Consider the following 23095-nt stretch of genomic DNA (forward strand, 5'->3'; position numbering starts at 1 on the left):
CGGAAAGGGGCGCGGAAAGGGGCGCGCGCCCGGGCGGGAGGCCGCGATGAGCGGCGTCAGCGGGGAGCGGGGCGTGCTCGGGTCGGCCGACATCGCGCGGCTGGCCGGGGTGCGCCGGCCGGCGGTGAGCAACTGGCGGCGCCGCTACGCCGACTTTCCCCGCCCGGTGTCGGGCAGCGCGGCCAATCCGCTCTTCCTGCTGGAGGAGGTCGAGCGGTGGTGCCGCGACCACGGCAAGCCGTTCGAGGCCGACGCGGCCGAACGGCTGTGGCAGCGGGTGCAGGCGGGCGTGGACGGGGTGCGCACCGCCGAGTTCCTGGCGCACGCCGGCCTGGCGCTGACCGGCGGCTCGGCGGCCGGATCGGGGCTGGCCGAACCCGACGCGCGGTGGGAGCGGCTGCTGGCCGACGTCGCCGAGGCCGCCGCCGGCTACCCGCCGCACGAGCTGTACGAGCGGCTGTGCGCCCGGTTCACCGCCGCGCGCGAGCGCGCCGGCGCGCTGGACGAGCGTGTCGCCGCGGCGATGGCCGAGATCGCCGGCGCGGGGCCGGGCACCCGCGTACTGGATCCGGCCTGCGGGACGGGGGCGCTGCTGCGGGCCGCCGCCGAGCGTGGCGCCCACACCCTGTGGGGGCAGGACCTCGACGCCGCGCACGCGGTCATCGCCCGCTCCCGGATCCGGCTGGCCGGCGGTGACTGCGAGACGGCCGCGGGCGACACCCTGCTCGCCGACGCCTTCGCCGACCGCCGGGCCGACGCCGTGCTGTGCGATCCCCCGTTCCGCGACAGGCACTGGGGGCACGCGGAGCTGGCGGAGGACGAGCGGTGGGTCTACGGGCTGCCGCCGCGCGGAGAGGGCGAGCTGGCGTGGGTGCAGCACTGTCTTGCGCGGGTGCGCCCCGGCGGCCTGGCGGTGGTGCGGATGCCCGCCGCGGCGGCCGACCGGCCCTCCGGGCGGCGGGTGCGCGCCGCGCTGGTGTCCGCGGGGGTGCTGCGCATGGTGGCCGAGCTGCCGGGCGACGGGCCGGCCACCGCCCACCTGTGGGTGCTGGAGAGCCCGGATCCGCGTTCCGAGCACGGCGCGGGGGAACCGGTGCTGACGGTGGCCGGTGTCGGCGATCCGGGCGACCTGGTGCGCCTGTGGGGGCGGCGCGGGCGGTCGGCGGACTCGGGCGGGCGCGGGGCCGGCGGTCCGGCCGCGGTGGCGGTCACCGTCGCCGAGCTCGTCGACAGCGATATGGACCTGCGCCCCGCCCCGCCGCGCGAGGACGACCGCGCCGCCGGGAGCGCCTACGCCGGACTGCGCACGGAACTGGCCGATGCTCTCGACATGGTCGCTGGACTGCCGCCCGAGCTGGCCGCGGCGCCGACGGCTCCGACCGCGGGCGACGCCGCGCCGACGGTCGCCGAGCTGGCCGCCTCGGGGGCCGTGGAGATCCACCATGCACCGCTGGGTGCGGCGGTGGACCGCGGCCCCCTCGCCGTGCTCACGCACCGGGACCTGCGCGAGCGGACGGCGCCCAGCGGCCGCGGCCAGGAGGTGCCGGGCCGGGTGGTGATCCGTCCCGGCGACGTGGTGGCGGCCGTGGGCGGGCGCGCCGTGGCGCGGGTCGCGGGCGAGGCGGAGCAGGGGGCCGCCCTGGGTCCGCGCCTGGTGCTGCTGCGCTGCGACGCCGAACGCGTCGACCCGGGCTACCTCGCCGGCGTCCTCACCGCCGCGGCCGCCGCCGACGAGGACGCCCGGCGCTCGCGCTCGGCGCGCTTCGACCCGCGTGCGGTGCGCGTGCCCGCGATCCCGGTGGAGCGCCAGCGCGCCTGCGCCGCGGCGATGCTCCGGCTCGCCGAGACCCGCGAGCAGCTCGCCCGCCTGGCCGCCCTCGGCGACCGCCTGGCGCGCCTGGGCGGCCACGGCCTGGCGACCGGGTACCTGGCCGTGGAGGAGGAGACGTGACGGGCCGCGGGGCCTCCGCTTTTCCCGGGTGTATCGCGTGTCCTCCGGCCGGAGGGCGGGAGGCGGGCTCTCAGTGGAAAGGCGGTCCGCGCACTCGGGGGGCCGAAGGCCGCGGGACGCGACGCGGCTGCGTCCGGGCAGCGGCGGGCCGGCCGGAGGGCGGCGGCACCGCGCGCGGCACGGCCCCGCTGCCGGAGTCCGGTCGGCTGCCGCTCCCGCTGCTTCCGGACGGGACCGCGCGGCCCCGGCGAAGCGGCGGCACCTTCGGGCTGCACCCATCACCCGCCGTCGCGCGCGCCGCGACGGCAGGGCCGGGCGGCGCGAAGCAGCGCGTGCCCGTCGAACCCCGCGGATGGAGCCGCACCGCCGACGGCGTGTGCCCGGCGACGGCGGCGGCGACCGCGGGAGCCACCGCGGCGGCGGCTCCCGGCCGGCCGCCAGGCCGGCCCTGCTTCCGGTCGCGCCCGCGGGCGTCCGAGATTCGTTGTCCCCGTGCCGTACCTGCGAGTTCGGGCCGCGGGCCGCCCCGCTGCGCCGTCATCCGCCACCGCCGCGGGCCCCGCGGCCGCCCGCACGGCACCCCGTCCCCGTCCGCCAGCACGTCCCCCAGGAGGCGCACCGATGAGCCCGGTGAACGCGCCCGAGCCCCACGGCACGACTCTGGACGGGCGCTATGAACTCAGACGCATGCCGCTGGCGCGCGGCGGGATGGGCGAGGTGTGGGAGGGCCACGACACCCGCCTGGACCGCGAGGTCGCCGTCAAGTTCGTGCGGTTCCCCGACGGCGAGCGCGACGACGAGATGGTGCGGCGGTTCGTGCGCGAGTCCCGCATCACCGCGCGGCTGCGCCACCCCGGAGTGCCGGCGGTCTACGACGCCGGCCACCACGAGGGCCGCCCCTACCTGGTCATGCAGCGCATCCGCGGTATCAGCGTCGCCGACCTGGTGGCCGAGCAGGAGCGCCTGGAACCGGGATGGGCGGCGGCGATCGCGGCGCAGGTGTGCTCGGTGCTCACCGCCGCCCACAACGCCTCGCTGGTGCACCGCGACCTCAAGCCCACCAACATGATGCTGGAGCCCGACGGCACCGTGAAGGTGCTGGACTTCGGGCTGGCGGTCGCGCTGGAGGGCTCGGACGCATCCCGCATCACCCGCAGCGGCGACACCCCCGGCACACCGGCCTACATGGCGCCCGAGCAGCTGATGACCGGCGCCGGCACCCCGCGCAGCGACCTCTACGCCCTGGGATGCGTGCTCTATGAGATGCTGACCGGCTCGCGCGCCTTCACCGGCTCGACGCCCTATGCGGTGATGTCCAAGCAGGTCGGTGAGCACCCGCCGCCGCTGGAGCAGCTGCGGCCGGACGTGCCGGCGGGCCTGCGCGGGGTGGTGTCGGCCCTGCTGGCGAAGGCCCCCGAGGACCGGCCCGCGGACGCCGCGCAGGCCTACCGCGCGCTGCTGCCCCACGCCGTGGAGCTGGGGCCGATCCCGGGGGTGCTGCACCCGCCGGCGATCCCCAGCCCGGTGCGGATGCAGGCGGCGGTGCTCGACCGGGTCTTCGCCGAGGAGACCGGCGGGCCGGGCGGCGCCCGCACGGACCGGGGCGGTGACGTGCCCGCATCGGCGGCGGCCGCGCCGGAGGGCGGGGGCCGCTCGGCCGCGCACGCGGGGCCGACGGCGCCCACGCCCGACTCCCCCGCCCCCTCCGCGAACCGCGCGGCCATCGCGCGGACCGACATCGCCGCAGCCCGCGAGCGTGCGGCGGAGCTGGCGTCGTCGTCGCGCTACCGCCAGGCAGCCGACGTGCTGAAGGCGGCCGTGCGCAGCTCCGCCGCCGCGTTCGGCGAGGCCGACAGCGACGTGGTGGACCTGCGCATGGACTGGGCCAACGTGCTCTTCGAGGGCGGCGACTTCCGCGGCGCCGCACCGGTCTACGCCGACCTGGCCGACGACCTGGCCGGCCGCGAGGGCCCCGACGACTCGCTGGTGTTCCGCTGCCGCCTGCAGCACGCCACCTGCCGGGCGCTGATGGGCGAGACGGACGCGGCCCTGGAGACGCTGCGCCACCTGCTGGCCGACGAGGAGCGCGTCTACGGGCCCGACGACCAGCGCCCGCTGGAGCTGCGCCGCCAGATCGGCCTGCTGGAACGGGGCTCCGGCCGGCACGAGAACGCCGAGCGCACGCTGCGCTCCCTGGCCCGCGACCTGAGACGGATCCACGGCCCCGACCACCCGGCGCTCGCCCAGGTGGTCGCCCTGCTGGAGAGCCCGCTGGGCGAGCCCGGCACCGATTGAACCCGGCGGCCGCACGCCGCGCCCGTCCCCCCGCTGAAGGAGCGCCCCCGTTGCCCAAGCTCGCCATCGACCGCGACTTCCTCCGCGAGTTCGCCGCCCTGGAGAAGCCCGTCCAGGAGCGGGTGGAGGAGGTGTTCGCCAAGTTCGACCACGCCACACACGCCGGGCTGCACCTGGAGAAGATCACCCACGCCCGCGACCGGCGGTTCCGCACCATCCGCATCGACAAGTCCTACCGCGGCGTGGTGCTGGCGCCGGAGTCCGGCGACATCTACACGCTGCTGAAGGTGCTGCCGCACGACGACGCCTACGCCTGGGCCCAGCGGCGCACCGCGTCGGTCAACTCCGCCACCGGCCGCATCGAGATCCGCGACAGCGAGGCCATCGACTCCGTGCGCCCCCACCTGGAGCGGATGGCCGCCACGCAGCCGCCCGAGGAGTCGGCCGCGCTGTTCTCCGACGTCTCCGACGCCGACCTGCGCAGGCTCGGCGTCGACCCGCAGACCCTGGAGTTCGCGCGGGTGCTCACCGACCCGGTGCAGTTGGAGACGGCCAAGGCGTTCCTGCCGCCGACGCAGTGGCAGGTGCTCTACGGCCTGGCCTCGGGCATGAGCCCCGAGGAGGTCTGGGAGGAACTGGGCGCCGCCATCACCGAAGAGGAGATCGACCCCGAGGACCTCGACGCCGCCGTGCGGCGCAGCCCCGACCGCGTCGTGCTGGTGGACGGTCCGCGCGAGCTGATGGCGGTCTTCGCGCGGCCCTTCGACCTGTGGCGGGTCTACCTGCACCCGATGCAGCGCGAGGCCGTCGAGGCCCGCCACAGCGGCCCGGCGCGGGTGACGGGCGGCCCCGGCACCGGCAAGACCGTCGTCGCCCTGCACCGCGCCCGCGCCCTGGCCGAGCGCGGCGAGGGGCCGGTACTGGTGACCACGTTCACCTCGACCCTGGCGGACTCGCTGTCAGCGGGCCTGAAGGTGCTGGCCGAGTCCCCGGAGGTGCTGGAGGCGGTCACCGTCGAGCACGTCGACAAGCTCGCCCACCGGGTCTTCCGCGAAGTGCACGGCCAGCCGCGGCTGCTGCAGGGCCCGGCCGAGCGGGAGCTGTGGAGCGCGGCGGCCGAGCGCAGCGGGGCCGAGTTCAGCCCGGCGTTCCTGGCCGAGGAGTGGCGTCAGGTCGTCCTGGCCCAGCGGATCGAGTCCGCCGACGCCTACCTGGCGGCCAAGCGCACCGGGCGCGGGCGGCGGCTGGGCGCCGTGCAGAAGGCCCGGGTGTGGCAGACCGTCTGCGACTTCCAGCGCGAGCTGCGCGAACGCGGCCTGTGGACCCACGAGTCGGTGTGCGCCGAGGCCGCGCGCATCCTCGCCGAGCGCGACGACAAGCCCTACCGGCACGTGGTCGTCGACGAGGCCCAGGACCTCGGCCCGGAGAAGTGGCGGCTGCTGCGCGCCGCCGTGCCCGAGGTCCCCGACGACATCTTCATCGCCGGCGACACCCACCAGCGCATCTACGCCAGCCGGGTCAGCCTGCGCGAGGTCGGCGTCGACGTGGCCGGGCGCTCGCGTCGGCTGCGGATCAACTACCGCACCACGGCCGAGATCCTGGCCTGGAGCCTGGAGCTGCTGCACGGCGAGAGCATCGACGACATGGACGGCGGCCTGGAGACCCTGGCCGGCTGCCGCTCCGAGGTCAGCGGGTTCCCGCCGCAGCTCAAGGGCCACGCCAACCGCAGCGCCGAGCTGCGCGCACTGGCCGACACGGTGCGGGAGTGGCTGGGCTCCGACGTGCTGCCGGGCGAGATCGGCATCGCCGCGCGCTCCAACCGGCTGGCCGAGGAGGCCGCCGACGCCCTGGTCGGCGCCGGCGTGCCCGCCCGCATGCTGCGCGGCGGCCGCGCCGAGGAGGAGGCGGTCTCGGTGGGCACCATGCACCGGATGAAGGGCCTGGAGTTCCGCTGCCTGGCGGTGGTGGGCGCCGACGCCGACCAGGTCCCCGCACCCAAGGCGGTCACCGCGGAGTCCGAGGACCCCGTCGCCCACGCCCACGACCTCCAGCGCGAGCGCTGCCTCCTCTTCGTGGCCTGCACGCGCGCCCGCGAACTCCTCAGCGTCACCTGGCAGGGCAAACCGAGCCCGCTGCTGCCCACGGCGGGGTGACCGGCGGCTGGACCTCAGCGTGTCAGTGGCAGCAAGGAGGATCGGGCAGATCCCGCCTCCTCTAGACATCGTCGACAGTTCGGAGGGTGCCCAATGATCAAGTCAGCCAACCAGTACCCCGTGCATACGCTGCTCAGCCATGAGAGCAATGTGATGTACAGCGTGCCGCCGTATCAGCGCGAATACTCCTGGTACAAACCGCAGTGGGAGGCCCTCTTCGAAGACCTCATCGAGGCTGACGGGCCGCACTTCCTGGGGACGATCATCACCCTGGACCAGACCACGGACCCGCTCGACAGCAACATTCTGCAGGTCATCGACGGTCAGCAGAGACTGACGACGCTTGCGCTACTGCTCGCCGCGGTGCATTCAGCACTCAAGGAAAACTTCGATCAAATCGACGACGATACTCGACTTGACATGACGAACTTGAGTCGGCAACTTGTGCGCAAGACCGACAAGAAGCCGAGGGTGACACCGCAGAGGCAAGGACATAATTTCGACGACTACGGGTGTGCTCTGGAGGAGGCCGGATTGCCGGTCCAGGGCGAAAAGAAACCGTACTATCCCATCCGCAGGATCGCGAAGTGTTATCACCACTTCCGATCAGCCATCGCGAAGCTCTCCCGTACAGAACAGATCACGGAGGCGGAGGCTGCACAGAGGGTCCGCGATGCGGCACTGCGCGCAGTGATCGTGAAAATCGAGGTCGCCAACCACGCTGACGCCTTCAAGCTCTTCGAGTCGCTCAACAACCGCGGAATGCCCCTCTCACCAGTCGATCTCATCAAGAACCACCTGCTCGCCGAGTCCGATAAGAAGCAGGTCATGAGCGTCGACGAGGCGTTCAATAACTGGAACACCATACTCACCAGCCTGGGCGACAACTATGCTGTTCAGGAGCGTTTCCTGCGCCACTACTACAACGCGTTCAAGGCCGAACTGCCGACGCTGACGGACGCATCTGTGGCGAAGAAATCTAATCTTATCCGCATCTACGAGACTCTTCTCGGTCACGACCTTCAGGGAGTCGTTGGCCAACTAGTCGAAGCCAGCCGGATCTACGGGCGAATCAACTGTGTGGTGGAGTTCGACCAGCCGGCATCACTTGATCACGCGTTTCAGCGATTGATGCGTGCCCAGGGTGCGCCGTCCCACGCCCTAATGATGTGGCTGATGTCGAAGCAGCGTGAACTGGAGCTGACGGATGCCCATATGAAGCAGGTCGTGGACCGGCTGATCAGCTTCTTCGTCCGTCGCAACCTCACCGGCATGCCGCAGACGTATGAGCTGGACAAGCTGTTCATGAAGACGATAGAGGGCATCGACGGCGCGAAAGGCGACGCTGTTCTGAGAGTCATCACCAAGCGCTTGACGGAGGTTTCGGCACCCGATGAGGAGTTTCAGAAGCGTCTGCTGGGGCCGATCTATGAGGAGAACACGGACGTCGCGCGCTACATTCTCACCACCCTGACCGAGGACGCGATGACCAAGGAGACAACTGTCGATCTGTGGCGCCAGGAGTCGAATCACTACGTCTGGACGATCGAACACATTCTTCCGCAAGGCGACAACCTGCCGTCGGCGTGGCACGAGATGCTCGGGGGCGAAGAGATCGCCTACAAGGCGCAGAAGGAGCAGCGGCACAGGCTCGGCAACCTGACGATCACCGCCTACAACAGCAACCTCGGCAACAAGTCCTTCCTCGAGAAGCGGGACCGCCAGGATTCTCAGGGCAGGCCGATCGGATACCGCAATGGGTTGCCGTTGAACGCCGACCTCGCCGAGCGGGAGACGTGGATGGCCGACGACATCGAAGAACGAACGAAGACCCTGGCGGCCAAAGTGATGGAGCGTTTCCCCCTCGCAAGCATCGAGTAAGGTCCTGAGGTGTCGGGCGTCGGGAGAAAAGCCCCCAAACGCGGGGAGCGCGACGGGTACCGGGAGCAGGCGGGCGATGGAGATGGCCGAGGCAGCCGGCCACCTCCAATCAGCCCCAGAGCACCGGATCCAGCAGGCGGGTCATCTCGATCGGCGGCAGTCCGTCATCGACTTCGCGCAGCCTCTTGTAGACGTCGCGCATCTCAGACTTGTCCGGGAGATGCTCGCTGCCGGCCGCACGCTCCAAGACCGTCAGCGTTCCCACCAGCCGGATCCTTCCGACCGCGCATCCGGCGGAGCGGAGCCGTTCCAACCGCCTCGTTTCCGAGGCGGCCAGGTGGGCTCCTTTGCCGTCGTCGATGACCACGGTCACCGCGGTGCCCGCTTCGGCCGCTACGACCGCATGGGCGACGACCATGATTTCGCCCAGATCCTTCCCGCTGTTCATTCGCACGCACATCGGTTCAACAGCGATCCGTTGTACGACGGCGCTGAGTTCGACGTTCGCCATGTCATCCGAAAGGACCTCCACCCACTTCGGGGTGAGCTTCGGCCAGCTCTTCCCGGCAGCGCCAAAGCGCCGGTCGCGCCTCGCCTTGGCGAGGATCTCCCGCTCTACGGTCTCCGGTGCACTGAGCTTGCCCAGAGTCCCGATGAGGAGACGTTCCTTGTTAATAGCAAGGAAATTGAGGCCGGGACCGGCATCGATGATGGGCCGGTGGTTCATCCGTCGTCTTTCGCTGTCCCATTCGCGGGATCGCCATCGGGATCAAGGGCGTTCAGGAGTTCGTCCAAGGAGCTCAGATCGACGTCCACGTCCGGCAGGTCGTCGGCGGCGGACCATGCGATCGGGCGCTCGGCCGGTGTCATCCCCGCCTCATCGAGTTCCGCCTTGGCGTCCTCTGCGGGGATGCCACGGAGGTTGGCGACGGCCTGGACGGACAGCACACCCTCGGCATAGGCGGTGATGGCACGGGTGAGCAGTCGTTGCGGCGCTCTGCTGTGCTGGGAATCGGCCTGCAGGGCGCGGTAGTGGTCGATCCAGCCGAACCGGAACGCCAACTGCGGTGTGCTGAGGTTCATCCATTCCCGTTTGAGGGCGACATCGATGTATCCCGCGTCGTGCAGTGCGATTGCGGCGATCGACGGCGAGACGACGAATCGCTGCACCACCGCGGAGAGATCCGCCACGGATAGGGCCCCGCGATCACCCAGGAAATCCAGCAACCCTTCCTTCGGCACGAGCAGATGCCGGGCGAACGCGTCGGCTCGGATCTCCTCGAAGCGTCGAGCGGCCCAGTCGCCGGCCTGGCTGTCGATCCAGTCCTCGAAGCGCACGTGACCGAGTTCGTGGGCCAGTGTGCTGCGCTGTCGCATCGGTTTGCGGGTGCGGGCAACACCGATGAACACGGCGCCGCCCTTCGGGTCGCGCATCGTCAGGCCGTGTTCGTCTGGTCCGACATCGAGGACCGCCACATCGAACCCGGTCACCTGCTCGATGAGAGCCACGAGGTCACCAAGCGGCTGCGTGCCCAGGCGATGCTCCCGGCGGAACTGTCCGGCGGCGACGCGGCCTTCCTCTTCAGCGTTCATGTTCCTCGGTCTCACGGCTTACCGTGGCGGGGATGGCCTGGTCGTCCAGGTAGTCGTTCAACTCGATGTAGGCCAGCAGCTTCTGCCGCATGCCTTCCATGTCCGAGCCGTTTGTGGCCCGAGCCACGCACTGCACCCGGTCTGCCACTTTGGTGAGCCCCGCGAGTTCGGCATACGTATGCCCTGTCGCCCATGCGATCGCGAGGATCTCGGGGATCTTCGCAGCACGATCGCCGGAGACGATGCGCGAGAGGGTCGGTTGGGACATCCCCGCTCTTTCAGCGAGAGCACGCTGACTCAGCCCCGCGTCCGCACGGGCGCGCTCGATCCGCGCGCCGACATCCGACACCGCCGGCCACCCCTCCCTGCACTGAATCACTCTTGCCGTCGTTGATTCAGTGTATCGCCATCGCCTGCGTACAGCCAGGAATCGGCGGCTCGAGAACGCGGACCCGTGCGGCCGTCGGGAGCGGTACCAGGGCCGCTAGGCTCGGTGGCCATGGAAGAACGCAAGCTCGGCAAGACCGGTAGGAACGTCAGCACCGTGGGGTTCGGGGCGTGGCAGATCGGGGCGGCCTGGGGGGACGTCAGTGAGGACGACGCCCTCTCGGCGCTGCGGACGGCGGTGGAGGCGGGGGTCAGCTTCATCGACACCGCCGACGTCTACGGCGACGGGCGCAGTGAGCGGCTGGTGGGGCAGGTGCTCAAGGAGTACCCGCACCTGACCGTGGCGACCAAGATGGGGCGGCGGGTGCCGCAGGAGCCGGCCAACTACAACCCGGACAACTTCCGCTCCTGGAACGACGATTCGCGCGCCAACCTGGGCGTGGAGACCATCGACCTGGTGCAGCTGCACTGCCCGCCCGATGCCGTCTACGCCACCGACGCGGTCTTCGACGACCTGGACGCGATGGTCTCCGAGGGCCGCATCCGCGCCTACGGCGTGAGCGTGGAGACCTGCGCGCAGGCGCTGGCCGCGATCGAGCGGCCGGGGGTGGCCAGTGTGCAGATCATCCTCAACGCCTTCCGGCACAAGCCGCTGGAGGAGGTCCTGCCCGCCGCGCGCGAGGCCGGTGTCGGGATCATCGCGCGGGTGCCGCTGGCCAGCGGTCTGCTGTCGGGCCGCTACACCGCCCACACCTCCTTCGGCGAGGACGACCACCGCAACTTCAACCGCGCGGGCGCGGCCTTCGACGTGGGCGAGACGTTCTCCGGCGTCGACTACGAGACCGGGCTGGCGGCGGTCGAGCGCATCCGCGAGCTGGTGCCCGAGGGCATGACCATGGCGCAGTTCGCGCTGCGGTGGATCCTGGACCAGCCCGGCGTGAGCACGGTGATCCCGGGCGCCCGCAACGCCGAGCAGGCGCGCGGCAACGCGGCGGCCGCCTTCATGGCTCCCCTCTCGCAGGATGTGCACACCGCCGTACGCGGGATCTACGACGAGCTGATCCGCCCGCAGGTGCACCACCGCTGGTGACGGTCTGAGCCCCGGCCCCGGTGCCGCCGGCCTCCAGGGGGCGGCACCGGGCGCCGCAGTCGGCATTGACATGCAACCCTGCGGTTGCATAAATTGACAGGCAACCGATCGGTTGCATTTCGGTCCGATTCGAGACGTGGTTGCCGATGGAGATGGACGCGGTCTTCAAGGCGCTGGCCGATCCCAGTCGGCGGCGCCTGCTGGACGCGCTGAACTCGCGCAACGGGCAGAGCCTGCGCGAGCTGTGCGCCGACCTGGACATGACGCGCCAGGCCGTCGCCAAGCACCTGGCGGTGCTGGAGGAGGCCGGGCTGGTGGCCACCGCCCGGCAGGGGCGGGAGAAGCTGCACTTCCTCAACGCCGCACCCATCAACGACATCGCCGACCGCTGGATCCACCGCTACGACCGCGCGAGGGCGCGCGCCCTCGCCGACCTCAAACAAGCCCTGGAGGAGAGTCCCATGAGCGGCAGCGACGACACCGGCGCGGACGGCGGCCAGACGCGCTTCGTCTACGTCACCTACATCGACACCACGCCGGAGCGGCTCTGGGCGGCGCTGACCGACCAGGCGTTCATCAGCCGCTACTTCGAGGGCGGCGGGCCCCGGTCCGACTGGCGGGTCGGCTCGCCCGTGCTGTGGAAGATGAGCGCCGACGACGAATCCCATGACTGGGGGCAGCGGGTGCTGGAGGCCGATCCGCCGCGCCGGCTCTCCTACAGCTGGCACGGCTACGAGCCCGAGATGGCCGAGCACACGGGCTGGAGCCGAGAGGAGCTGGAGCAGCGGCGCGGCGAGCGGCGCTCCAAGGTCACCTTCGACATCGAGCCCGCGGGGGCGGCGGTGAAGCTCACCGTCGTTCACGACGACTTCGAGCCGGGCAGCGCGATGCTGGCCAGCGTCAGCGAGGGCTGGCCGGCGATCCTGTCCAACCTGAAGACGCTGCTGGAATCCGGCGAGATTCTGCGGATCGGCTGAGGCGTCGGCCTCGGGGGCGGCGGAGTGCGCGACCTGCGCGGATCGGTTCGGGTGCCCGCCGGTGCAGGATGCGACGAGGGCGGCCGATGGCTCGGCCCGCGCGGATCGGTTCGGGTGCCCGCCGGTGCAGGATGCGACGAGGCGGCGACGGCCGACGAGGGCTGGGGTGGGCGGTCACCGGTTGCCGGCGGCGGATGGCGGGTCGCCCGACGCGGCGGCGAGGACGGCGAGGGGCTCAGCCCGCGCGGATCGGTGCGGGTGCCCGCCGGTGCAGGATGAGACGAGGCGGCGAGGGCGGCGGATGGCCGGGTCGGCGATCATCGGTTCGGGTGCCCGCCGGTTGCGGTGGGAGACGGGGGCGGCGAGGTCGGCGGATGGCCGGGGTCGGCGGTCACCGGTTGCCGAAGGTGGGTGGCGGGTCGCACGACGCGGCGGCGAGGTCGGAGGTGGGGGCCGCCTACGTCCTGATTAAGAAGTCGGTCACCACAGGAGGTTGCGGCAATGGGGCTGTGATGCGCGAAGCGCGGTGCGCCAGCTTGCCGCCGAGCGCACGGCGCACCTTTGCCTCGGAGGCCCGCCACCGGTGGTGCGGCTCCGTCTGACGGGTGCAGCGTGCGCTCGGCGGCAAGCTGTGACCGCGCTTCGCGGGGCGCACCCATTGCCGCAGCCTCGGTGGTGGCCGCCGCGGGTGGTGCCCGGTGGGTTCCTGGAAGGCGGCCCCCGCCGTTCTTGCACACGGCCTGGGCGGGGGCGTTTCTGGCATTTCGCCTCGCGTTGGGTCGACGATGCCCGCCGATGGCGCGCGGCGGGGCGGAGCGGCCCACCCCAACCCCGGATCTTCCGGGATGCGGAAGGAAACCGGGGTGTTTTGCCCGCAATGCCCGCCTGTGGCGGGAAGTGGAGGCGGCCGGGGTGCCACGAGGTGCGCGTTTGGATCGCTTCGGGCGCGGATCCCCCGGTCCAAACGCCATGATCATCGCCGATCCGGGCCGCGCGGGCCGCCCCGGCGCCCCCGCATACCGGACATCGCGGGAGGATTCGACGCCGCGGACGACCCTCCCCGCGGCCGGAGCCCGCCCCGGCGGTCGCGCGGCGCACCTCGTCGCCCCATCGCCACCCCGAAAGTACCGAATGTCCGGGTTCCGTGCCCAGCTTCTGCGTCGAGCGTGGCCCCACGGACACCCCCGACGCGACCGGCGCGGGAGCGAGTTAAATTAAATCGGTCATTGGGGGTTCCGGTCCGGCTGCGCGAGTGGATGAGGCGCCCCGGAACGCGCCCCCGGGGACGCGTTCCGGGGCGCCACCCCCGTCGCCCATCCGAACCGATCCACGCGGCCCGAGCCCTCCGCCGCCCTCGCCGCCCCGGCCCGCCCCGGACCGCTCCTCAGGTGCCGGACGGGCGGGCGGCCGCCTGTTCGGGGCGGGCGAGGCCGCCGGGGATGCGGGTGCCCGGCTGCAGCGGCACCAGTTCGGACTGCAGGACCATGGTGGCCGCGCCGATGGCCGGGGCCGTGGCTGCCGAGGTCGAGACCTGCACGGCGACCGGGTGGGTGGCGCGGGAGAAGAACGCCCGGTCCAGCTCCTCCTGGACGACCGGCTGATACATCGATCCGGCCACGGCGAGGCTCTGCCCGGTGAGCACGACGCGGTCCAGGTCGAGCACGTTGGCCAGGGTGCGGGTGGCCACCGCCAGGTAGCGCGCGGATCGGTCGACGATCGCGCGGGCGCCCGGCTCGCCGCGCCGCGCGGCGCGTGCCACGGCGGCGAAGTCGGCCGCCACCGAGGAGTGTCCGCGCCCGTTCCCGCCGGCGAGCCCGGCGGCACGCGCGACCCCGGCGTCCTCGCGGGCCCGGGCGACGACCGCGGCCGGCCCCGCCAGCACCTCGGTGCACCCGCGCGCCCCGCACCAGCACTCGGGGCCGTCGGCGTCTAGGCAGATGTGGCCGATCTCGCCGGCGTTGCCGCTGCTGCCGTTGTAGGGGATGCCGTTGATGAGGATGCCGGAGCCGATGCCGGTGCAGACGTAGACCGCGGCGAACGTCGAGGAGCCGCTGACCGCACCGGACCAGTACTCCCCCAGCGCCGCGGCGGTTGCGTCGTTGCCCAGTACGACCGGCAGCCCGGTTGCGCGCTGCACTCGCTCGTCCAACGGGAAGTCCGCCCAGTGCCGCATGACGGGCGGGGCCAGCCGCATGCCGCTGGCGGGGGTGAGCGGTCCGGGCGAGACCAGGCCGATGCCGAGGACGCGCGCCCGGTCGATCCCCGCGCCCTCGATCAGGGTGGACACCTCGGCGGCCATGCGCTCCACGACCGCGGGCGGGTCGTCGGTACCCGCGCCCGCGCGGGTCATCCGGGCGACGACGGCGCCGCTGAGATCGGTGAGCACGTAGGCGATGCCGGAGTGGTCCAGGTGCACACCCACCGCGTAGCGCGAGGACGCCTTGAGCTGGAGGAGTACGCGCGGCTTGCCGCCGGTGGACTCCGCGCGCCCGGTCTCGACCACCAGGCCGTCCTCGATGAGCTTGCGGACGACCGTGGAGATGGTCGCGCCGGTGAACCCGGTGGCCTGGATGAGGCCGACGCGGCTGATGGTGCCCGCGGCCCGGATCACGTCGAGCACGGCGGCCCGGCTACTCGCATGCGGTATGGCCCGAGCCGGCGCGCCCACCTGGAACCTCCGCTTCACTCCCCCGTCGCGACCCGCCGCACCTGCGCTGAGGGCGCGCGGATGCCTTCGGCGTCTGCGCAGTTTACCGCCCGCGGAGGCGGCGCCCGTGCCGTGCCTCCGGGCGGCCGCGGCGGCCCGGATTACCACCGCGGAAAAACGCCCCCAAGGAATGCGCCGGGATCGGGGATATCACCCGTATTCGCGATTCCGTATTGACCCGCCTACTCCCAGGGAGAATATTTCGTTACCAGCGCGCTGAATTTCCGACCCGACGCCGAGCGTCTCACCTCCCCCGACATGGCTCTCAAGGAGCGATGACATGAGATCACGAAGAATCGCCGGCCGGATTTCCGCGGCGATGACCGCGCTGCTGGCGTCCGCCGCACTCGCCGCGGTTCCGGCGGGGCCCGCCTCGGCCGCCGGCACCGGCCCCTACGACGCCGAATACACCACCACCCTCCGCCTCTACGACCACACGATCTACCGGCCCGCGGATTTGCCCGAGGACGAGGACCTGCCCGTCGTCGTGTGGGGCAACGGGGGCTGCCTGGCCGACGGCACGATGTTCGAGGAGTTCCTGCTGGAGATCGCCTCGCACGGGTTCCTGGTGATCGCCAACGGGCGTCCGGGCGGGTCCGGACGCACCGACGCCGACATGCTCACCGAGGCGATCGACTGGGCGGTCGAGGAGAACGACCGCTGGTTCAGCCCTTATCGCGGCCACCTCGACACCGGCGCGATCGCCGTCATGGGCCAGTCCTGCGGCGGCATCGAGGCCTACGAGGCCTCCGCCGACGACCGCGTGGACACCACGGTGCTGTGGAACAGCGGCATGCTCAGCGACCTGGACAACTGGCGCCTGCGCCGGCTGCACGCCCCCATCGCCTACTTCACCGGCGGCGAGAGCGACATCGCCCACGCCAACGCCCTGGACGACTGGGACCGCATCCCCTCGGACCTGCCCGCGTTCCTGGGCAGCCTGGACGTCGGCCACACCGGCACCTTCGGTCAGCCCGACGGCGGCGAGTACGGCCGCGTGGGCGCGCTGTGGCTGAAGTGGCGGCTCAAGGGCGACCAGCAGGCCCGGCAGCAGTTCGCCGGCCCGGACTGCGGACTGTGCTCGACCGAATGGGAGGTCCGGCAACGCAACCTCGCCTGACCGCCTCGGACGGGGCGGCCGCGCGGCCGCCCCGCGGACCGGCGGAGGCTCCGGGCAGCGGTGGAGCCTCCGCCGGTACTTTCGTTTTCCGCGCGTTTATGCGAATCGACCAGGCATGATCGTGGGAGCCCTCCCATGGATTGGCGATCATGTCTGGCGGCCGGGAGCTTTACCGGTTTACCCTCTAGGCTGCACAACCACTCCAGGCGAGGTGGCACACACTGGGGGATTCGCGTGCCGAGTGGGTGGATTCCGTATTTTCCCAGGAGCCGTAAATGTCGAACCATCGATGGCCGCGGAGGTTGTCCGCGGCCGCAAGCTCGCTCGTTTTCGCAGCGCTGACCCAGGTCGGGCCGGCCGCGGCGGATGAGGCCGGTTCCGCCGAGAGCCAGAGCCCGGAGCAGGCGGCCTCGGCCCAGGCGCAGCTCCCGCTGGAGCGGCTGGAGATCACGAGCACGCGCACCGACGCCGACCGCCTGGACCGGCCCACGGACATCGAGGCGGTCGGCGACGGCAGCGGCCGCCTGTTCATCACGGAGAAGGAGGTGGGCCGGGTCCGCATCTACCACCCCGACACCGGGCTCGCCGCCGACCCGCTGCTCGACATCGGCGACCGCATCGCCACCGGCGGCAACGAGCAGGGGCTGCTGGGCATCGCCACCCCGCCCGACTTCGCGACCGACCCCGAGGTCTACGTCGCCTACACCAGCGCCGACGAGGGCGCGGTCACGCTCTCGCGCTTCCCGATGGACAGCCCCGGCCAGGCGAGCATCCCCGCATCCAGCGAAGAGGTGCTGCTCACCGAGGAGCACAGCGAGTACACCAACCACAACGGCGGCGAGGTGGAGTTCGGCCCGGACGGCCACCTCTACTGGAGCCTCGGCGACGGCGGCAACGCCGGGGACAGCCTGAACAACGGGCAGAACCTGAGCACCCTGCTGGGCACCATCGTGCGCATCGACGTGAGCAGCGCCTGCGGCGACCTGCCCTACTGCATCCCCGAGGACAATCCGTTCGTCTCGGTGCCCGACGCCCGCCCGGAGATCTGGGCCTACGGCCTGCGCAACCCGTGGCGGTTCTCCTTCGACCCCGTCGACGGGTCGATGTGGATCGCCGACGTCGGCCAGGGCGTCCACGAGGAGGTCAACCACATCGGGGCCGGCGAAGGCGGACACAACTTCGGCTGGCCCTGCCGCGAAGGGCCCGACGAGTACGACGCGGAGCGCTGCGACTCCGCAGCCGACTACACCGACCCGGTGTTCTCCTACACCCACGAGGGCACCAACTGCTCGGTGACCGGCGGCGTCGTCTACCGCGGCGACGAGTACGCCGACCTGGCCGGCGGCACCTACATCGTGACCGACTACTGCAGCTCCAACACCTGGGGCGTCCGGCCCACGGACAGCGGCGAGTACGACGTCGCGCACATCGGCGTACTGCCCACCCAGGTCACCGCGTTCGGCGCCGACGCCTCGGGCGAGCTGTACGCGGTCAACGACCTGCCCGGCGGCCTGCACCGGCTCGGATTCGAGGCGCTGCCGCCGCCGGTGTACTGCACCGTCGACTACACCGTGGACAGCGACTGGGGCAGCGGGTTCACCGCGTCGGTGGTGGTGACCAACACCGGCGAGGACCCCGTCGACGGCTGGACCGTGGAATGGGACTACCCGGGCGACCAGCAGGTCACCAACGCCTGGCAGGCCGAGGTCACGCAGGACGGCTCCACGGTCTCGGCCACCGACCTGGGCTGGAACAGCGTGATCTCCCCGGGCGGCTCCCGCCGGTTCGGCGTCCAGGCCGAGTTCAGCGGCGCCAACCCGGCTCCCACCGAGTTCCGCGTCAACGGCTCCGTCTGCGAGGGATAGCCTCCGCAGCCGCTCCCGCCGCCCCGTCCCGCCCGGTCGAACCGACCGCGCGGGGCGGGGCGGCCGCTGTGTGCGGGGTCCCTCCGGCACGGCCGCCCCTCCGAGCGCGGGCGGCGGAACCGCTGCCCGCCGGCGCGGCACTCGCCGGCGGGCAGCAGCGATGAAGCCGGCCGACGCACAGGGCTCCGGCTTGTCCCCTGGCTGTGCCGCTGGTTGACTTACTTAATTCGCTGACGTAAGAATCCTTCGCACGTTCCCGCCCGATCCCCGACGAACCCCGCCCCTTCCCCGAGCCGCCACCGCGGCGGCCCCAGCCTGGAGTGATCGCAGATGATGCGTCGGACCCTGCACGAGGACTGGCTGCTGTCGACGACGGCAGGCCCGGTGCCCGAGGAGATCGCCGGGCGCACGGTTCCCGCGCAGGTCCCGGGAAGCGCCCACGTCGACCTGCTCGCCGCCGGCCTGATCGCCGACCCCTACCTCGACACCGCCGAGACCGGCCTCGCCTGGGCCCACCGCACCTCCTGGCGCTACACGCTCACCTTCGACGCCGCCGCACCCGAGCCGGGCGAGCGGGTCGACCTGGCCTTCGACGGGCTGGACACCGTCGCCACCGTGCACCTGAACGGCCACCGGCTCGGCGAGAGCGCCAACATGCACCGCGCCTACCGCTTCGACGCCCGCGCGGCGCTGCGCGGCGGAGCCAACGAGCTCACCGTCGACTTCTCCCCCGCGCTGGACCACGCCGAGCGGGAGCGCGAGCGGCTCGGCCACCGCCCCCACACCAACACCCACCCCTACAACATGGTCCGCAAGATGGCCTGCTCCTTCGGCTGGGACTGGGGCCCCGACCTGCAGACCGCCGGCATCTGGAAGCCGGTCCGACTGGAGCGGTGGCGCACGGCCCGCATCGCCGGGTTGCGGACCCTGGTCACCGTCGGCGAGGACGGCACCGGGCGCGTCGAGGCCCATGTCGGCATCGAGCACGCCGATCCGGACGGGGGCGCGGGCGGCGGTCTGGTCCTGGCGGCACGCACAGGTGGGCGGGAGTCGGCCGTCAGCGTGCCCGCCGGGGCCCGCGAGGCGGTGGTGGTCGTCGAGGTGCCCCGCGCCGAGCTGTGGTGGCCCGCGGGCTACGGCGGCCAGCCCCTCTACGACCTCGACGTCGCGCTCTCCGCGGGCTCCCCCGGCGGGCCGCAGGCGCGGGAACTGGACTCCGCCCACCGGCGGATCGGCTTTCGCACCGTGGCCGTGGACACCGCCCCCGACGAGATCGGCGCCCGGTTCACCGTCACCGTCAACGGCCGGCCCATCGCGGTCAAGGGCGCCAACTGGATCCCCGACGACCACTTCCTCACCCGCATCACCCGCGACCGGCTGATCCGCCGCGTCGACCAGGCCGTCGGGGCGCACATGAACATGCTGCGCGTGTGGGGCGGCGGCATCTACGAGACCGACGACTTCTACGACGTCTGCGACGAACGCGGCGTGCTGGTGTGGCAGGACTTCGCGCTGGCCTGCGCCGCCTACCCCGAGGAGGAGCCGCTGGCCGCCGAGTTCGAGGCCGAGGCGCGGGAGAACGTCGCCCGGCTCAGCTCCCACCCCTCGCTGGCCGTGTGGAACGGCGGCAACGAGAACCTGTGGGGCTACGCCGACTGGGGCTGGCCCGAGGAGCTGGCCGGCCGCACCTGGGGGGAGTACTACTACTACGACCTGTTCCCGCGCATCGTCGCCGAACTCGACCCCACCCGCCCCTACGTCGACGGCAGCCCGTGCAGCCCCGGCCACCGGCCCGGCGGCCTGCACCCCAACGACCCCGACCACGGCTGCCGCCACGAGTGGGACGTGTGGAACAACACCGACTACACCCACTACCGCGCCATCGTGCCGCGGTTCTGCGCGGAGTTCGGCTTCCAGGGCCCGCCCACCTGGTCGACCCTGACCACCTGGATCCACGACGACCCGCTCACCCCCACCTCGCCGGCGTTCCTGCTGCACCAGAAGGCCAACGACGGCAACGGCAAGCTGCACCGCGGCATGGAGGGGCACCTGCCCGTGCCCGCGGACTTCGCCGACTGGCACTGGGCCACCCAGCTCAACCAGGCGCGGGCCGTCGCCTTCGGCGTCGAGCACTACCGGTCCTGGTGGCCGCGCACCTCCGGCACCCTCGTCTGGCAGCTCAACGACTGCTGGCCGGTCACCTCCTGGGCCGCGGTGGACGGCGACGGGCGGCCCAAGCCGCTGTACTACGCCCTGCGCCGCGCCTACGCGCCGCGCCTGCTCACCTTCCAACCGCGCGACGGCGCTCTCGCGCTGATCGCCGTCAACGACACCGACGAGCCCTGGACCGGCCGCGTACTCCTCCAGCGGCAGGACTTCGCGGGCGAGGTGCGCGCGGAGGCCGAGACCGAACTGGCGGTGCCGGCCCGGTCGGCCGCGCGCATCGACCCGGCCGCCTCGCTGCTGTCCGCGGCCGATCCGGCCCGGGAGCTGCTCACCGCCGACGCGGGCGGGGTGCGCGCCCTCCACCTCTTCGGCGAGGACGTCGAGCTGGCCTACGACCCCGATCCCCTCAGCGCGGCGGCCGCCCCCGTGCCCGGGGGCTACCGTGTGGACGTGCACGCACGCTCCTTCGCGCGCGACGTCGCGGTGCTCGCCGACCGGGTCGCGCCCGACGCCGAGGCCGACGACATGCTCGTGCCCCTCCTCGCCGGCGAGACCCGCTCGTTCACCGTGCGCACCGGCGCCCGGATCGATCCCGCGGAGCTGACCGGCCCGCGGGTGCTGCGCTGCGCCAACGGCCTGCGCGAGCGGACGGCCGGGGCGGCATGAGCGTGCCGGCCGGCGCACCGCCGCGCCCCGGCTCGGCAGCGGGCGCGATCGGGCTGGTCCTCGCCCGGCCGGCCCGCCTGCTCAGCGTCGAGCCGTTCTTCATGGAGTTCATCGGCGGGATCGAGGAGCGCCTGGCCGAACGCGACATGTCGGTGCTGCTGCAGATCGTGCCCGATCAGCAGGCCGAGCTGGACGCCTACCGCCGCTGGTCCCAGCGCGGGCTCGTGGACGCCGTCGCCGTGGTCAACCTGACCGCCGGCGACGAGCGCCCGCGGGTGCTGGCCGAGCTGGGCCTGCCCGCTGTGCTCGTGGGCGACTGGGACGGCAGCCCCGCCGCCCCGACCGTGCGCACCGACGACGCCGCGCCGGTGCACGAGGCCCTGCGGCACCTGCTGGAGTTGGGCCACCGCCGGGTGGCCCGGGTCAGCGGGCCCGCCGCCCTGCTGCACACCCGCAGGCGCACCGCGGCGCTGGAGGAGGGCTGCCGCGCGGCCGGGATCGAGCCCCCGACCACCGTCGAGGGCGACTACTCCGGGGAGTCCGGGGCCGAGCTGACGACCGCGCTGCTGCGGCGGCCGCAGGCGCCCACCGCCGTCCTCTACGACAACGACGCCATGGCGGTGGCCGGTCTGCAGGCGGCGGAGGAGCTGGGCGTGGCGGTGCCCGACGGGCTGAGCCTCATCGCCTGGGACGACTCCACCCAGTGCCGCCTCGCCTCGCCGCCGCTGACCACGATGAGCGTGGACGTCCACCAGTACGGGATCGCGGTGGCGGAGTCGGTGCTGGAGGCCGTCGACGGCCTGCCCGTCGCCGAGCGGCACTCGCCCCCGGCCCGCATCACCCCCCGCGGCAGCACCGCGCGGCCGGGGGTGCACGCGGGGGTGGTGTAGGCGGGGGCGGCAGGCGCGGGCGGCGGGCCGTGGATTTCCGGGTGCCGGGGAGTGCGCTCGCGCCGTGCGGGGTATTTTCGATCGGGCCGGTGGGCACGGACCGGCCCCGACCGGTGTGCGGCCATGCCGCCTCCGGTACCGTCGGCCCGCCCAGACGCAAAGGAAGTACGCCGTGCGCCGTCCCACCATCGCCGATATCGCCCAGGCAGCGGGAGTCTCCAAGGGATCGGTCTCCTACGCGCTCAACGGCAAGCCCGGGGTGTCGGAGAGCACCCGGCTGCGGGTGCTGGCCATCGCCGAGGAGCTGGGCTGGGCGCCGAGCACCGCGGCGCGCGCGCTCTCCGACGGGCGCGCCGACGCCATCGGGCTGGTCGTCGACCGGCCGGCGCGGTCGCTGGGGCTGGAGCCGTTCTTCATGGAGCTGATGTCGGGGGTGCAGACGGCGCTGTCGGAGGTCTCCACGTCGCTGCTGCTGCAGGTGGCCGCCGACCAGGAGCACGAGATCCGCACCTACCGCCAGTGGCATGCGCAGCGGCGCGTGGACGGGGTGCTGGTCGTCGACCTGCTCGACGGCGACAAGCGTCCCGCGGCCCTGGCCGAGATGGGCCTGCCGGCCGTCCTGGTGGGCGGACCGCTCGCCGACGCCGCCCAGCCCTGCGTGTGGTCCGACGACGCCGCGTCGATGGCGATGGCCATGCGCCACCTCGCCGGCCTGGGCCACCGGCGCATCGCCCGGGTCGCCGGGCCGCAGGCCCTGCTGCACACGTCCCGGCGGTCGGCGGCGTTCGCCGAGGCGGCGGTCGGCATCGGCGTGGACGGGCACTCGATCGTGCACGCCGACTACTCCGACGAGGCCGGGGCCCAGGCGACCCGGCGGCTGCTGCGCCACGAGCCGCGCCCGACCGCGCTGATGTTCGACAACGACCTGATGGCGGTGTCCGGGCTGAGCGTCGCCCAGGAGATGGGGTTCTCGGTCCCCGCCGACGTGTCGGTGATCGCCTGGGACGACTCCCCGCTGTGCCGCATGACCCGCCCGGCGCTGACCGCGATCGGACGCGACGTGAAGGGCTTCGGTGAGCAGGCCGCCCGGGTGCTGCTGGAGGTGCTGTCGGGCCGGACCCCGCCGCACCGGCGGGCGGCCGACGCCCGGCTCGTCCCCCGCGAGAGCACGGGGCGCCCGCCTGCGGCCGAGCGCGGCCGGTGACCGCCCGCACCGGGGGCGGCGCCAGGGGCGGTGTAGTCTCCTGAGGGCGCCGGGGGCAGGCGCGGCCCGCCGAGCACCGGGCCGGTGGACGTCGACCGGCCGGGCAGGGCGCTGACCTGAGGAAGCTTGACACTTAACCGGTTCAGTGAT

Annotated in this window: 15 protein-coding genes; 11 read left to right on the forward strand and 4 right to left on the reverse strand. The window is 72.7% G+C overall.

The annotated features are described in order from the left end of the window. Window positions 1-46 precede the first annotated feature (46 nt). The 4 genes from FZ103_RS12875 (at window position 47) to FZ103_RS12890 (ending at window position 8280) form a co-directional block, all read left to right on the forward strand. On the forward strand, window positions 47-1951 hold the full coding sequence (locus tag FZ103_RS12875; RefSeq protein WP_156001386.1) for an N-6 DNA methylase: 1905 nt from the start codon (window positions 47-49) through the stop codon (window positions 1949-1951). A gap of 621 nt (window positions 1952-2572) precedes the next feature. Further along, window positions 2573-4246, forward strand: a complete 1674-nt coding sequence (locus tag FZ103_RS12880) for a serine/threonine-protein kinase (RefSeq protein ID WP_222936735.1) — start codon at window positions 2573-2575, stop codon at window positions 4244-4246. Between the two features lie 50 nt (window positions 4247-4296). Further along, entirely contained in the window at window positions 4297-6399 is a 2103-nt protein-coding gene (locus FZ103_RS12885; RefSeq protein WP_156001388.1) for a UvrD-helicase domain-containing protein, read from the forward strand. A gap of 93 nt (window positions 6400-6492) precedes the next feature. Next, a complete protein-coding gene (locus FZ103_RS12890) occupies window positions 6493-8280 on the forward strand; it encodes a DUF262 domain-containing protein (protein WP_156001390.1) in 1788 nt (595 codons plus the stop codon). 109 nt (window positions 8281-8389) lie between these two features. Here the strand turns inward: FZ103_RS12890 and FZ103_RS12895 are convergent, their stop codons facing one another. From FZ103_RS12895 to FZ103_RS12905, 3 genes are read right to left on the reverse strand one after another with little or no spacing between them, the layout of a single operon-like run. Further along, entirely contained in the window at window positions 8390-9007 is a 618-nt protein-coding gene (locus FZ103_RS12895) for a hypothetical protein (protein ID WP_156001392.1), read from the reverse strand. Beyond that, window positions 9004-9873, reverse strand: a complete 870-nt coding sequence (locus tag FZ103_RS12900) for an ImmA/IrrE family metallo-endopeptidase (RefSeq protein WP_156001394.1) — start codon at window positions 9871-9873, stop codon at window positions 9004-9006. The genes FZ103_RS12895 and FZ103_RS12900 overlap by 4 nt, the downstream gene beginning before the upstream one ends. Continuing rightward, complete coding sequence (locus tag FZ103_RS12905) at window positions 9863-10252, reverse strand: helix-turn-helix transcriptional regulator (RefSeq protein WP_343233504.1); 390 nt, start codon at window positions 10250-10252, stop codon at window positions 9863-9865. The genes FZ103_RS12900 and FZ103_RS12905 overlap by 11 nt, the downstream gene beginning before the upstream one ends. A 120-nt stretch (window positions 10253-10372) precedes the next feature. Between FZ103_RS12905 and FZ103_RS12910 the strand changes: the two genes are divergently transcribed. Continuing rightward, complete coding sequence (locus FZ103_RS12910) at window positions 10373-11350, forward strand: aldo/keto reductase (RefSeq protein ID WP_156001398.1); 978 nt, start codon at window positions 10373-10375, stop codon at window positions 11348-11350. 146 nt (window positions 11351-11496) lie between these two features. Further along, window positions 11497-12327: a metalloregulator ArsR/SmtB family transcription factor gene (locus tag FZ103_RS12915; protein ID WP_255429965.1), complete on the forward strand. Its 831-nt coding sequence runs from the start codon at window positions 11497-11499 to the stop codon at window positions 12325-12327. A gap of 1384 nt (window positions 12328-13711) precedes the next feature. On the opposite strand, the gene FZ103_RS12920 is transcribed toward FZ103_RS12915, so the two are convergent. Continuing rightward, window positions 13712-14947 carry an ROK family protein gene (locus tag FZ103_RS12920; protein WP_343233505.1) on the reverse strand — a complete coding sequence of 412 codons (1236 nt, stop codon included), beginning with the start codon at window positions 14945-14947 and terminating at the stop codon, window positions 13712-13714. A gap of 367 nt (window positions 14948-15314) precedes the next feature. Between FZ103_RS12920 and FZ103_RS12925 the strand changes: the two genes are divergently transcribed. The 5 genes from FZ103_RS12925 (at window position 15315) to FZ103_RS12945 (ending at window position 22945) form a co-directional block, all read left to right on the forward strand. Next, window positions 15315-16154 (forward strand): alpha/beta hydrolase, encoded by an 840-nt coding sequence (locus FZ103_RS12925; RefSeq protein ID WP_156001401.1) that lies wholly within the window; start codon window positions 15315-15317, stop codon window positions 16152-16154. A gap of 275 nt (window positions 16155-16429) precedes the next feature. Then, window positions 16430-18019 carry a PQQ-dependent sugar dehydrogenase gene (locus tag FZ103_RS12930; protein ID WP_186356227.1) on the forward strand — a complete coding sequence of 530 codons (1590 nt, stop codon included), beginning with the start codon at window positions 16430-16432 and terminating at the stop codon, window positions 18017-18019. Between the two features lie 330 nt (window positions 18020-18349). Then, the gene (locus FZ103_RS12935) at window positions 18350-20851 is read left to right on the forward strand and encodes a glycoside hydrolase family 2 protein (protein WP_156001403.1); all 2502 of its coding nucleotides are present in this window, start codon (window positions 18350-18352) and stop codon (window positions 20849-20851) included. Beyond that, a complete protein-coding gene (locus FZ103_RS12940) occupies window positions 20848-21741 on the forward strand; it encodes a LacI family DNA-binding transcriptional regulator (RefSeq protein WP_156001405.1) in 894 nt (297 codons plus the stop codon). The genes FZ103_RS12935 and FZ103_RS12940 overlap by 4 nt, the downstream gene beginning before the upstream one ends. Window positions 21742-21913: 172 nt before the next feature. Further along, window positions 21914-22945, forward strand: a complete 1032-nt coding sequence (locus FZ103_RS12945) for a LacI family DNA-binding transcriptional regulator (RefSeq protein WP_186356228.1) — start codon at window positions 21914-21916, stop codon at window positions 22943-22945. Window positions 22946-23095: the final 150 nt, after the last annotated feature.

Source organism: Streptomonospora sp. PA3, assembly GCF_009728995.1.
Taxonomy (GTDB): Bacteria; Actinomycetota; Actinomycetes; order Streptosporangiales; family Streptosporangiaceae; genus Streptomonospora.